The sequence below is a fragment of the Corticimicrobacter populi genome, assembly GCF_003123725.1.
GTDB lineage: Bacteria > Pseudomonadota > Gammaproteobacteria > Burkholderiales > Burkholderiaceae_B > Corticimicrobacter > Corticimicrobacter populi.
On sequence record NZ_QETA01000002.1, the window covers coordinates 169,514 to 181,981 of the forward strand.

Genomic DNA, 12,468 nt, shown 5'->3' on the forward strand with positions numbered 1-12,468 from the left:
GTCGTCTTCGGGCGACGCCTTGACAGGATAAAGTGCAATGGCCGGAATCAAGGAAATCCGAACCAAGATCAAGAGTGTGCAAAACACACGCAAGATCACCAAGGCGATGGAGATGGTGGCAGCATCCAAAATGCGCAAGGCGCAGGACCGGATGCGTGCAGGTCGCCCCTATGCCATCAAAGTGCGGGAAATCGCTTCGCACCTGATGAGCGCCAATCCCGAGTACTCGCATCCCTACCTCGTTGCTGCGCCTCAGGAGCGCGCGGTTGGCGTGGTGGTGGTATCGACCGACAAGGGGCTGTGCGGCGGTCTCAACACCAACATCATGCGTGTGGTGCTCCAGCGGCTCAAGGAATTTCAGAGCGCAGGCGTGAGCACGCAGTTCACCCCGCTTGGCAACAAGGGCCTGGGTGTGCTGACCCGGATCGGTGCCAACATCGTGTCGCAGGAAACCCAGTTGGGAGATCGTCCCAACATGGAACGCCTGATCGGCGCGATCAAGGTGCAGCTCGATGATTACATGGCCGGCAAGATCGATGCCGTCTATGTGGCCACCAACCGTTTCGTCAACACCATGCGCCAGGAACCGGTTTTCCTGCGTTTGCTGCCGCTGCCCGATGGCAGTCTCAAGAGCCCGTTCGACGAGGAGCAGCAGTCTGCGCTCGAGAGCAAGTATGGCTGGGACTACATCTATGAGCCGGATGCCAAGTCGGTCATTGATGACCTGCTGCACCGCTACGTGGAAGGCCTGATCTACCAGGCAGTTGCCGAAAACATGGCGTCCGAGCAATCGGCGCGCATGGTGGCCATGAAGGCTGCATCCGACAATGCCAAGAAAGTCATCGGCGATCTGCAACTGGTCTACAACAAGACCCGTCAGGCGGCGATTACCAAAGAAATTTCCGAAATCGTGGGGGGCGCTGCGGCGGTCTGATCATCAGGCCATCGACAGCATCCCATACAACAGTCATCAAGCAAGGAATCGACATGAGCAACGGAACCATCGTTCAGTGCATCGGCGCCGTGGTGGATATTCAGTTCCCCCGCGATCACATGCCCAAAATCTATGACGCTCTCACGCTGGCCGACGACAGTTCGGCTTTCGCTGAGAAGGGTCTGACCTTCGAAGTGCAGCAGCAGCTGGGCGACGGCGTGGTGCGCACCATCGCCATGGGTTCGTCCGACGGTCTGCGTCGCGGCATGGCCGTGGCCAACACGGGTGCCCCGATCTCGGTGCCGGTCGGCCAGGCTACGCTGGGCCGCATCATGGACGTGCTGGGTCGTCCCATCGACGAAGTCGGACCCATCGCGACCGAAGAGCGTCGTGCCATTCACCAGGCTCCTCCGGCATTCGACGAACTGTCGCCGTCGGTCGAACTGCTCGAAACCGGCATCAAGGTGATCGATCTGGTGTGCCCGTTCGCCAAGGGCGGCAAGGTCGGTCTGTTCGGTGGTGCCGGTGTGGGCAAGACCGTGAACATGCTCGAGCTGATCAACAATATCGCCAAGCAACACAGTGGTCTGTCCGTGTTCGCCGGCGTGGGTGAGCGTACCCGTGAAGGTAACGACTTCTACCACGAAATGGCCGATGCAGGCGTGATCCAGAAGGACAACCTGCCCGAGTCCAAGGTGGCGATGGTGTTCGGTCAGATGAACGAGCCTCCGGGCAACCGTCTGCGCGTGGCACTGTCGGGCCTGACGATGGCCGAGAAGTTCCGTGACGAAGGCCGTGACATCCTGTTCTTCGTTGACAACATCTACCGCTACACCCTGGCCGGTACCGAAGTGTCGGCACTGCTGGGCCGTATGCCTTCGGCGGTGGGCTACCAGCCTACGCTGGCCGAAGAAATGGGCAAGCTGCAGGAGCGGATCACCTCGACCAAGACCGGTTCGATCACCTCGATCCAGGCTGTGTACGTGCCTGCCGATGACTTGACCGACCCGTCGCCTGCAACGACCTTCCTTCACCTGGACTCGACCGTCGTGCTGTCGCGTGACATCGCTGCGCTGGGTATCTATCCTGCCGTCGATCCGCTCGACTCCACCAGCCGTCAGCTCGACCCGCAAGTCGTGGGTGAAGAGCACTACGGTGTGGCTCGTGGCGTGCAGCAAACGCTGCAGCGCTACAAGGAACTGCGTGACATCATCGCGATTCTGGGTATGGACGAACTGTCGCCCGACGATAAGCAGGCCGTGGCCCGTGCCCGCAAGATCCAGCGCTTCCTGTCGCAACCGTTCCACGTTGCAGAAGTCTTTACCGGTGCGCCTGGCAAGTACGTGCCGCTGGCCGAAACCATCCGTGGTTTCAAGATGATTGTCGAAGGCGAGTGCGATGCACTGCCCGAGCAGGCTTTCTACATGGTCGGCAGCATCGACGAGGCCTTCGAAAAAGCCAAGACCCTGCAGTAATCCGGCATACCGGTCAAAGAGGATTGCATTATGGCAACCATGCATGTTGATATCGTCAGCGCGGAAGAAAGCCTGTTTTCCGGCGAGGCCAAGTTCGTGGCCCTGCCGGGTGAAGCCGGCGAGCTGGGCATCCTGCCCGGCCATACGCCGCTGATCTCCCGGATCAAGGCCGGCGGCACCGTCAAGCTGGTGCGCCCGGACGGCAGCGAGGAGCATATCTTCGTGGCAGGCGGCATCCTCGAGGTGCAGCCCAACGCTGTCACGGTGCTGGCTGACACGGCGATCCGTGCTGCCGATCTGGACGAAGCCAAGGCCGAAGCGGCACGCAAGCGTGCCGAAGAAGCCCTGGCCAAGGCGACCGACAAGGCGGATATCGCTGTGGTCGAGGCCGAGCTGGCCATGCTGGCTGCTCAAGCTTCCGCTGCGCGTCGTTTGCGTGAAAGTCGCTCGAGCCGTCATTGATCTGCGCAGCTCTTGCGTAAAAAAACCGCCCCATGGGGCGGTTTTTTTTGCCTGCTTGTTTCAGGCATGTTGCTGACGGGGCTTCGTGCTGAGTCAGTTGTATTCCTGATTGCCGTGCTTGCCTTGCACCAGCTTGCCAGCCGAAAGCGACATCATCAGCAAGGCAATCTGCTCATGCATGATCAGGGTATGGTCGTTGCCGGTATCAACCATGTATTTGCGCAGTTCTTCGCGAACCTTGGGCACGCCGGTTACATCAATAATGATATCGACCTCGCCGCCCTGGCTGACCAGAGTCATGAAGTCCTGGGTTGTGGCCACGCCATGCTGCTTTGCCAGGGCAATGCCGGGCTGCTCCGGGTCCAGATCCGCAACGCCCAGGACTTTGACGAAAGGGGCATCGAGGAGTTGGGCGAGCAGTGGCGTGCCGGTTTCCCCGGCACCGATCACGACAATGCGAAATTCATTCATACGATTTTCCTGATTGAAGCAGTTGTACTGAAAGCAGGCAACCATCGGGCCAGAGGCACACAATGGGTTATATATAAAAGCACTTTACCATTGTGCAGAAGGCCCGGAAAGCGGGATTGTTGCATGAGTGTGTCGGGCTGGCTCAGTCCTGTTTGCATGATTTTTAGCAAAGAAACGGCTGTCACCTTTTGATAGCGATGACGCTGGAAGCGGTCGGTCGGGTTGTAAAGAATGTGTTCTGTCAGATTTGCGGATTGTTCACCCTGATGCTCGGGGCTACGCTTGTTTCTCCTCGGCAAAACAGGAGTTTCGGATATGACATATACCTTGGATTGCGCAGTTTTGTCACTGCCGACGCAGACTGTGTCCACACAACGCTGGCTGGCGCGCATGCAGCCAGCCCTGGTTCGGAGCAGACTGCACCTGCTGGATTGGCATTCGATGGAGGATGCGGCAGGGATGTTGCCGTCCCTGGGCATGACATTGCGTCGATATGATATCTGCGTATTGCCTATCGAGCGTAATTCACTGGCCTGGTTTCGTACTGCCCTGGCGGGCGCAGCACAGATCCAGGGTATACGTTTCGAGACGCCTCTGCTGGGACTGATGCATCAGGTATGTGCTGTCGCCGTACGTGATCTTGTTCATCTGGGCCTGGATGACTATCTCTACCGTCAGGATGATCCCGATGCATTCAGGGCGCGTATGCTGACTCTGGTGGCACGTCATGGTCGCCAACGCCTGAAAGGGCCGGAGATTGTCCTGAATGGTCTCTTGGACGAGAGACAGGTTGTCGATGGCTCAGGGCTATGCCCCGCTGGCATTATGGAGTCGCCTGGTCGCTACGTGGTGGGAAGTCCCAGGCCCTGGCAACGGCAGCCAACGTCCGTGTCGGCAGGCAGCATCAGCGGAGATGAGTCCTTCAAGCAGGCCAAGCGCCGCGTCACGGATCGCTTCGAACAGGCCTACCTGCATGATCTGTTGCATCGGGCGCGGGGCAACATCACACATGCCTCGCGGATCGCTCGCAAACATCGTCGTTCCCTGTGGGCGCTGATGAGTAAACACCAGATCAGGGCCGAACCCTATCGTGTTGACATAACCCCATGAATAAAAAGGGCATAGCGGTTAAAATCAGCCCGACTCAATGATAGGAAGCCACATGCCCGCCACGCCCCTCAAGAATGACGTCTTTCTGCGCGCCCTGATGCGCCAGCCTGTTCCCTATACGCCGGTCTGGCTGATGCGCCAGGCCGGTCGCTATCTGGCTGAGTATCGTGAAACCAGGGCCCAGGCTGGCTCGTTCATGCAACTGGCACAGAATCCGGATTTTGCGACCGAGGTCACGCTGCAGCCGTTGCGGCGTTTTCCCCTGGATGCTGCGATCCTGTTCTCGGACATCCTGACGGTGCCCCATGCCATGGGACTGGGGCTGGATTTCGTGGCCGGCGAGGGCCCGCAGTTTGCGCGACCCGTGCGTGACGAGGATGCCGTCCGGCGTCTGGCCGTGCCGGACATGTCAGAACTGCAATACGTGTTCGATGCCGTCAGCCAGATCCGCCGCGACCTGGATGGGCAGGTGCCGCTGATCGGTTTTGCCGGCAGCCCCTGGACCGTGGCCTGCTATATGGTGGAGGGGGGCAGTACACGCGAGTATCGCCTGATCAAGACCATGATGGCCACGCGGCCGGATCTGCTGACCCGCATCTTGGATGTCGTGGCACAGACGACGGCTCAATACCTGAATGCCCAGATCGAGGCGGGCGCACAGGCTGTCATGATTTTCGACAGTTGGGGCGGCGTGCTGGCCGATGGCTGGTTCCAGAAATTCTCGCTGGCTTACAGTCGGCAGGTCATCCAGGCACTCCAGCGCGAGCGCGATGGTCAGAAAATCCCTGTCATCCTGTTTACCAAGGGCGGAGGGCTGTGGCTTGAAGATATCGCCGACAGCGGCTGTGATGCCATGGGTGTGGACTGGACCGTTAACCTGGCTTCGGCTCGCCGACGTATCGAGGATCGGGTGGCGCTGCAAGGCAACATGGACCCGATGATGCTGTTCGGTACCGAAGCAAGCGTCAGGGCAGAGGCTCGCCGGATTCTCGATGACTTCGGCACGGTCGATGCCGGTGCCGGTCATGTCTTCAATCTGGGGCATGGCATTTCACAGTTCACCGAACCCGACGTGGTGGCAGCACTGGTGGATGAGGTTCACAGCCATAGTCGAAAGCTGCACGGCGGCTGATGCGTGCCTCGGCCTGATGATGAGGCCGATGGGTTCCACTCTCTGGCAGGAAGGCTTTGATCCGCTTTCCTGCCTTGTGTTTTTTTGAGCAGGCACATACGACTTGTTCACATCGGTAAAATGAGAGACTTACCGAGAGATGATACAGTCTAAAATTAGATGTTCCTCTTATATTGTTGATATAAAAGATTATTTATTTGATCAATGATGTGGTTCAGTGTCATCGAAAGGTTGTATTGACAGCGCAGTATAAACAACCCACAACCTTATCCACGAAGTTATCCACAGGCTGTGCGTATCGTATGATAGTGGCTGGACGGCAATGACTTGCCGACCCTTTCAAGAAATCACTTTAACTGTCCCCAGGGTATGACGGAAGCGAAACACGTCGGTGCTGCGCCTGCCACAGCCACGTCCGAAGACGGTATCTCGCCCGAGCCCTGCTGGGTGCGTGTCGCACTCGACGTGCCGCTGATGGGCGTGTTCGATTACCGTTCTGCGGTGCCGGTGTCTGTCGGTGTGCGCGTGGCGGTGCCTTTCGGTCGACGTACGCTGATCGGGCTGGTCGTGGCACAACCAGAGCGACCCGACCTCGATCCCGGCCAGATCCGCGATGTCGAGACCATTCTGGATGACGTGCCGCCCATGTCGGCCGCCTGGATGCGCATGGTCGCGTTTGCGGCACAGTATTACCAGCGTCCCCTGGGAGAGGTGGCCTTGCCGGCCCTGCCCGGCAGCTTGCGCAAGCTGGCGTCCTATCGTGGCAAGCGCAGCGGTGCCGGGCCGGTTGCCCGGCTGGATGCCCGTCAGGCGCGGGCCGGGGCGAAACGCAGCAAGGCGACCGGTGAGACAGGTGGCGAACGTTCTGGCGCAGTTGCCGGCCCTGTCGATGTGTTGCCAGATACTGTGCTCAATGAGGCCCAGAACACGGCGGTCCAGGCCATCCTCTCGGGCCAGGGCTATCGCACGGCGTTGCTGCATGGTGTGACGGGCAGCGGCAAGACCGAGGTCTATCTGCATGTTGCACGCCAGATACTGGCTGCAGGTCGGCAGGTATTGATGCTGGTACCCGAGATCAATCTGACGCCGCAGTTCGAGCAGGCGCTGCGACGGCGCTTCGAACCCGTGGTCGGCCCGGCGGGGATCGCTGTCATGCACAGCGGCCTCTCGGAAGGTGAACGCTTGCAGGCCTGGCTGGCAGCCCAGCGCGGACAGGCGCGGCTGGTGCTGGGGACGCGGCTGGCGATTTTTGCGCCTTTGCAGGAGCTGGGGCTGATCGTTGTCGATGAAGAGCACGACGCATCCTACAAACAGCAGGATGGGCTGCGTTATTCTGCCCGCGACCTTGCGGTCTGGCGCGGTCATGATCTGGGCATTCCAGTGGTGTTGGGGTCGGCAACGCCCGCGCTCGAAACCTGGGATCATGCGCGGCGCGGTCGCTATCTTTATCTGAGCCTGCCCGAGCGTGCCCGCATCGGCGAATTGCCGACCATCCGGCTGGTCGATACTCGGCGGCTGGCTTTGCAGCATGGTCTGTCCCCGCACCTGATCAATGCCATGCGCGAGCGGTTGGCCCGCCAGGAACAGGTGCTGGTCTTTCTCAATCGGCGTGGCTATGCACCTGCGCTGCACTGTCATTCCTGCGGCTGGGTGGGCAATTGCCCGCGTTGTACTGCGTATATGGTCATGCATCGTGATGCCCGTGCCGGGCGCTACGTCATGCAGTGCCATCATTGTGGCTGGCGTCAGCCGGTACCGCGCGCCTGCCCGGATTGCAAGGACCAGGACCTGCAGCCCATGGGGCGCGGTACCCAGCGACTCGAGGAGCATCTGGCCGAGCTTTTCCCGGGGGCTCGCGTGTTGCGTATCGATGCCGACAGTACTCGCCGCAAGGGCAGTGCCGAAGCCCTGTTCGGACAGGTGCATGCTGGCGAAGTGGATATCCTGATCGGTACCCAGATGGTGGCCAAGGGACATGACTTTGCCCGGCTTGGGTTGGTTGGCGTGCTCAATGCCGATTCGATGCTGTTTTCGCACGACTTCCGGGCTCCGGAGCGATTGTTTGCCCAGCTCATGCAGGTTGCCGGGCGTGCCGGCCGGCATCTGGGGGGGGCAGAGGTGCTGGTGCAGACGGGTTATCCAGAGCAGTCGGTCTACCAGGCCCTGCTGCGCCATGATTATGACGGCTTTGCCGACCATGCCCTGGCCGAACGCAAGACGGCAGGCCTGCCTCCCTATTCGTATCAGGCCTTGCTCAGTGCCGAGGCGCGGGAGCTGGCGCAGGCGCTGGCTTTCCTGTCGCAGGCGCGAGAATTGGCGCAGAATCAGGTTCAGGCACGGCCGGGTGCGACCGCCGTCACCCTGTATGATCCGGTACCATTGCGGATTGTCCGCATTGCCCATGTCGAGCGTGCGCAACTGCTGCTCGAAAGTGCCAGCAGGCAGGCTCTGCAGCGGCTGCTCCAGGTCTGGCTTCCGGACTTGCCGATGCTGGCGCAGACGCTGCGCGTGCGCTGGCAGATCGAGATCGATCCGTTGGAGATTTGATGACCACCGCCGAGATATTCACTGCCGGACTCAATCCGATGCAGAAAGAGGCCGTGCTGTACCTCAACGGCCCCTGCCTGGTGCTGGCCGGTGCGGGCAGCGGCAAGACGCGGGTCATCACACAGAAAATTGCCTATCTGTTGCAGGTCTGTGGCTATCCGGCGCGGGGCGTGCTGGCGCTGACCTTTACCAACAAGGCGGCTCGCGAGATGGCGCATCGGATCCAGTCCCTGCTCGGCAAGGGGCCGACCAAGGGGCTGACGCTCAGCACCTTCCATTCGCTGGGCGTGCGCATGTTGCGCGAGGAGGCTGAACTGCTGGGCCTCAAGCGCGAGTTTTCGATTCTCGATGCCGAGGATGCGCTGGGTATCATTCAGGATATGCTGGCCACGACCGACAAGGGGCGGTTGCGCGGTGCCGCGCACACGATTTCTCTCTGGAAAAATGCGCTGATGGGGCCGGATGAGGCCGAGCGTGCGGCACAGACGCCCACCGAGCTGGATGCCGCGCGCGTTTATCGAAGCTACGAGGCGACGCTCAAGGCCTATCAGGCCGTCGACTTCGATGATCTGGTCAAGCTGCCGGCTCAATTGCTGGAGCAGAACGAAGAGGCGCGGCTGCGCTGGCAGCATCGCATCCGCTATCTGCTGGTCGATGAGTACCAGGATACCAATGCCTGCCAGTACCGGCTGGTGCAGTTGCTGACCGGTGAGCGGGCCATGTTCACGGCCGTGGGCGATGATGATCAGGCCATCTATGCCTGGCGCGGTGCCACCATGGAAAACTTGGCCAGGCTGACGACCGACTATACAGGCATCAAGGTGATCAAGCTCGAGCAGAATTACCGGTCGGTACAGCGCATCTTACAGGCGGCCAACAATGTGATCACCCGCAATCCCAAGCTGTTCGAGAAACAGCTCTGGTCGGACCTGGGCGTGGGCGAACCGATTACCGTCAAGCCCATGGACAACGAGGAGGCCGAGGCCGAATCGGTTGGCATGCAGATTTCTGCCGGTCGTTTCGAGCGGCAGGCTGAGTGGCGCGATTTTGCCATCCTGTATCGCAGCAACCATCAGGCCCGCATTCTGGAGCAGGCGCTGCGCAGTCTCAATATTCCGTACAGTATCTCGGGCGGGCAGAGCTTTTTTGACAAGGCCGAGATCCGCGACATTCTTTCCTATCTGCGGCTGATCGCCAACGACAACGACGATCCAGCCTTCATCCGTGCCGTGACCACGCCCAAGCGGGGCATCGGGCGCCAGACTTTGCTGGCGCTGGGCGAGTATGCCGTCAGCAAGAAGCTGTCGCTGTTCATGGCCATTTTCGAGCCTGACATCGGCGAGTATATACCGGAGCGCCAGCTGCAATCACTGCTCACCTTTGGTCGCTTCATCCAGAATATGCAAAAGCGTGCGGGTCGCAGGGCAGGGCAGCCACGCGATGCCGAGCGGCAGGCCCAGGCAGAGCCGGCCGGACTGCTGCTCGATGAGCTGTTGCGTGTCATCAACTATGAGCACTATCTCTATGACATGTTCGAGGAGAAGCCAGCCGAGACGCGCTGGCTGAACGTACTCGAACTGGTGTCCTGGCTCAAGCGCAAGGCCGAAGAAGATGGCATGAGCCTATACGAACTGGTCCAGCACATCGCGCTCATCAGTATGCTGGAGCGTGGCGAGGAGGAAGAACCCAACGCCGTCAAACTGTCCACGTTGCATGCTTCCAAGGGGCTGGAGTATCCGCATGTCTATCTGGTTGGGGTGGAGGAAGGGTTGCTGCCGCACCAGGGGCGCGACGATGAAGAGGGGGATCCGGAGCGGGCCGAGGAGTCCCTGTCGACCCGGATTCAGGAAGAGCGCCGGCTGATGTATGTCGGGATCACCCGTGCGCAACGCTCGCTGCATCTGAGCTGGTGCCGACGTCGGCGTCGTGCGCGTGAGGATCTGGTGCGCGAGCCATCCCGTTTCATTGAGGAAATGGGACTTGAGGGCGCAGCGCCCCAACAGGCGGATGAGCATGCTGCCCTCAGCCCGCGCGAGCGCCTGGGCATGCTCAAGGCATTGCTGGACGGCAAAAACAAAACGGCCCGCTGATTGCGGGCCGTTATCATCCATCACACATTCATGCGGTCATCGGACCGCATGTGGCGGCTTACCAGCAGTAGCCGCGGGTCGAAATGTTGCCGTTGCGGGCATGGGCCTCGTCCATGGCGCGATTGACTTCGTCCAGGAAGGCGAAGAATGCAATGACGCCGCGCTTGATGGCGCTGCCGACCTTCTTCAGGTCATCAACCAGATTGATGCCGACCGGACGGGAATAGACCTGATTCATCAGGCGGCGCTCCAGCGAGTCGGACAGACGCAGGCTGGCGTCGTAGGCGGCACCGTTCATGGCGCTCATGCGGAACGGGTTGAGGGCGGAGATATCGGGGACGATCGTTGCGGCGTTCATGGTGGTGGTCCTTGCTTTGCTGTGCTTATGCTGTACTAGGGTTTTCCCTAATTATAGGGTAAACCCTAGGGCGTGATCAACAAATGCGCAGGAACCTTATACCTGTGTGGCATAAGCACCATTTCTCGCGGGTTTTTGACGTGTTTCCGCCACAACGGCACTCAAAAAAGGGGCTGGCAGGGGCATCTCCCCCGGATCTTGCGTGCCAGGAGAGGGCCGGCTAGGCGGGTGGATGGTTGAGCAGCGTGCGGGCCGCCAGGATGACTTCGCTGGCGGTCATGCCCTTGGGGCCCGTGCCGTGTGCCACCAGGTAGTCGGCTGCTGCCCCATGCAGCCAGACCGCGCCAGGAATAGCCTGTTCGGGCGGCACGCCTTGCGCCAGGAAACTGCCGATCATCCCGGCCAGTACGTCGCCGGTGCCGCCGCTGGCCAGACCAGGATTGCCGCTGCCGTTTTGCCACAGGCGGCCATCGGGCGCGCAAACGAGGGTGCCGGCCCCCTTGAGGACGGCCCAGCAGTCATATCGCTGTGCAAGATGCATGACGGCACGGGGGCGGTCGGCCTGTATTCCGGCGATATCGGTATCCAGCAGGGCCGCCGCCTCGCCAGGGTGCGGTGTCAGCACCCTGGGTGCACCTGCCTGGGTCAGGCATGATCGCCAGAATGGCCGATGCGCCGGCTCGGCCAGCCAGCGCAGGCCGTCCGCATCCAGCACGATGGGCTGCATCGGCTGTGAACCCAGAAGCTGGTGCAGCAGCCGTTCGGCCATATCGCTGCGGCCCAGGCCACAGCCTGCTGTCCAGGCAGAAATACCCAGGGAGCCGGCTGCCTCCAGTAGCGCATCGGCGGCATGAAGCATCAACTCAGGATGCTGCGGATCGCAGGGCAGAGGTGAGACGGTCTGGCAGAATCCGGCAAAGACCTTGCCGGTGCCCATGAGCAGTGCGGCGCGTGCCGCCAGCAGCACGGCACCGCTCATGCCTGCTGCACCGCCCAGCACAGCCAGCGAACCGTGGCTGCCCTTGTGCGACAGGGCAGAGCGTGGCGCGAACAGGGCTGGAAAAAGAGACAGCCCGTCCTGTAAAGGAACGGGCTGGCGGGCAGAGGCGATGCGTGCGGGCAAGGATGACATGGCAGGTTCCCTGGTTGGACCGATGGGCACCCGCACTTGCCGCTACCGCATGCGTATTAGTCGGCGGCTGCCTCGGGTGCAGCAGGTTCCTCGAAGGAGGCCCCGCTATTGTTGGCAATATAAACCACGGCGCGGGCGACTTCGTAGTCGCTCAGCGTCGGATTGCCGCCCTTGGCCGGCATGGCATTCTTGCCATGCAGTGCCACATTCAGCATCTCTTCGAAGCCGGTGGCAATGAACGGCTGCCAGGCATCGACGTTGCCGAAGATCGGCGCGCCGGAGACGCCCGCAGCGTGACAGGACGAACAGGTGCTCTTGTAGACTTCTTCGCCGGTCTTCAGGACGCGCTCGGACTCGGTCGGCACCAGCACAAGGCGGGCCACCGGCGCGATACGGCTCTCAACGGCTTCAGGGTTGTGCGCGTCGCCCGACGAGGCCGGCGGCACAATGATGTTGATGGCGAGAAATACGGCCACTACGCCGACGATGAGGAGGGCGACAACGGTAAAGAGCTGCTTGGGCGTTTTGATGAAACCGCCGTCTTCTGTCTGATCGGGAGTGGTGCTCATGTGAAAACCTTGATTGTCAGGGACATGCCGGACCGCATCGGCGTGGTCGGCCATTATAACTTTGTTGTGAGTAGGGTTAAAAGGCCGCGTGCTGCAGTCAGTGGCGCATCCTGCCTGTGCTTGCCTGAACCGGACGGGCTGTGGCATGCTTGCGCTCTGCATGATTGACGCTTGCGGTCGCCGCATTT

General features: G+C 60.8%; 11 protein-coding genes. 7 read left to right on the top strand and 4 right to left on the bottom strand.

The features are described 5' to 3' along the window. Nucleotides 1–37 precede the first annotated feature (37 nt). From atpG to DD235_RS06085, 3 genes are read left to right on the top strand one after another with little or no spacing between them, the layout of a single operon-like run. Nucleotides 38–934 (top strand): F0F1 ATP synthase subunit gamma, encoded by an 897-nt coding sequence (gene atpG / locus DD235_RS06075; protein WP_109061174.1) that lies wholly within the window; start codon nt 38–40, stop codon nt 932–934. A 53-nt stretch (nt 935–987) separates the two neighbouring features. Further along, the gene (gene atpD, locus DD235_RS06080; protein ID WP_109061175.1) at nt 988–2,409 is read left to right on the top strand and encodes a F0F1 ATP synthase subunit beta; all 1,422 of its coding nucleotides are present in this window, start codon (nt 988–990) and stop codon (nt 2,407–2,409) included. 30 nt (nt 2,410–2,439) lie between these two features. Then, nucleotides 2,440–2,871, top strand: a complete 432-nt coding sequence (locus DD235_RS06085) for a F0F1 ATP synthase subunit epsilon (protein WP_109061176.1) — start codon at nt 2,440–2,442, stop codon at nt 2,869–2,871. Nucleotides 2,872–2,964: 93 nt separating this feature from the next. Here DD235_RS06085 and DD235_RS06090 read toward each other — a convergent pair whose 3' ends face one another. Next, nucleotides 2,965–3,342 (bottom strand): oxidoreductase, encoded by a 378-nt coding sequence (locus DD235_RS06090; RefSeq protein ID WP_109061177.1) that lies wholly within the window; start codon nt 3,340–3,342, stop codon nt 2,965–2,967. A 315-nt stretch (nt 3,343–3,657) separates the two neighbouring features. Between DD235_RS06090 and DD235_RS06095 the strand changes: the two genes are divergently transcribed. The 4 genes from DD235_RS06095 to DD235_RS06110 all read left to right on the top strand — a co-directional run bounded on the left by DD235_RS06095 (nt 3,658) and on the right by DD235_RS06110 (nt 10,221). Further along, nucleotides 3,658–4,452, top strand: a complete 795-nt coding sequence (locus DD235_RS06095) for a hypothetical protein (RefSeq protein ID WP_109061178.1) — start codon at nt 3,658–3,660, stop codon at nt 4,450–4,452. A gap of 52 nt (nt 4,453–4,504) precedes the next feature. Further along, nucleotides 4,505–5,584: a uroporphyrinogen decarboxylase gene (gene hemE / locus DD235_RS06100; RefSeq protein WP_109061179.1), complete on the top strand. Its 1,080-nt coding sequence runs from the start codon at nt 4,505–4,507 to the stop codon at nt 5,582–5,584. 474 nt (nt 5,585–6,058) lie between these two features. Continuing rightward, nucleotides 6,059–8,131 carry a primosomal protein N' gene (locus tag DD235_RS06105; RefSeq protein WP_239990082.1) on the top strand — a complete coding sequence of 691 codons (2,073 nt, stop codon included), beginning with the start codon at nt 6,059–6,061 and terminating at the stop codon, nt 8,129–8,131. Next, a complete protein-coding gene (locus DD235_RS06110) occupies nt 8,131–10,221 on the top strand; it encodes a UvrD-helicase domain-containing protein (RefSeq protein ID WP_109061181.1) in 2,091 nt (696 codons plus the stop codon). The genes DD235_RS06105 and DD235_RS06110 overlap by 1 nt, the downstream gene beginning before the upstream one ends. A gap of 58 nt (nt 10,222–10,279) precedes the next feature. Here DD235_RS06110 and DD235_RS06115 read toward each other — a convergent pair whose 3' ends face one another. The 3 genes from DD235_RS06115 to DD235_RS06125 form a co-directional block, all read right to left on the bottom strand. Continuing rightward, nucleotides 10,280–10,579, bottom strand: a complete 300-nt coding sequence (locus DD235_RS06115) for a hypothetical protein (RefSeq protein ID WP_109061182.1) — start codon at nt 10,577–10,579, stop codon at nt 10,280–10,282. A gap of 220 nt (nt 10,580–10,799) precedes the next feature. Next, a complete protein-coding gene (locus DD235_RS06120; protein ID WP_109061183.1) occupies nt 10,800–11,711 on the bottom strand; it encodes an NAD(P)H-hydrate dehydratase in 912 nt (303 codons plus the stop codon). A 56-nt stretch (nt 11,712–11,767) separates the two neighbouring features. Then, nucleotides 11,768–12,280 (bottom strand): c-type cytochrome, encoded by a 513-nt coding sequence (locus DD235_RS06125; protein ID WP_162300426.1) that lies wholly within the window; start codon nt 12,278–12,280, stop codon nt 11,768–11,770. Nucleotides 12,281–12,468: the final 188 nt, after the last annotated feature.

Coding starts and splice junctions, on each gene's coding strand:
- atpG (WP_109061174.1), top strand. CDS start 38: ATGGCCGGAATCAAGGAAATCCGAACCAAGATCAAGAGTGTGCAAAAC.
- atpD (WP_109061175.1), top strand. CDS start 988: ATGAGCAACGGAACCATCGTTCAGTGCATCGGCGCCGTGGTGGATATT.
- DD235_RS06085 (WP_109061176.1), top strand. CDS start 2,440: ATGGCAACCATGCATGTTGATATCGTCAGCGCGGAAGAAAGCCTGTTT.
- DD235_RS06090 (WP_109061177.1), bottom strand. CDS start 3,342: ATGAATGAATTTCGCATTGTCGTGATCGGTGCCGGGGAAACCGGCACG.
- DD235_RS06095 (WP_109061178.1), top strand. CDS start 3,658: ATGACATATACCTTGGATTGCGCAGTTTTGTCACTGCCGACGCAGACT.
- hemE (WP_109061179.1), top strand. CDS start 4,505: ATGCCCGCCACGCCCCTCAAGAATGACGTCTTTCTGCGCGCCCTGATG.
- DD235_RS06105 (WP_239990082.1), top strand. CDS start 6,059: ATGGGCGTGTTCGATTACCGTTCTGCGGTGCCGGTGTCTGTCGGTGTG.
- DD235_RS06110 (WP_109061181.1), top strand. CDS start 8,131: ATGACCACCGCCGAGATATTCACTGCCGGACTCAATCCGATGCAGAAA.
- DD235_RS06115 (WP_109061182.1), bottom strand. CDS start 10,579: ATGAACGCCGCAACGATCGTCCCCGATATCTCCGCCCTCAACCCGTTC.
- DD235_RS06120 (WP_109061183.1), bottom strand. CDS start 11,711: ATGTCATCCTTGCCCGCACGCATCGCCTCTGCCCGCCAGCCCGTTCCT.
- DD235_RS06125 (WP_162300426.1), bottom strand. CDS start 12,280: ATGAGCACCACTCCCGATCAGACAGAAGACGGCGGTTTCATCAAAACG.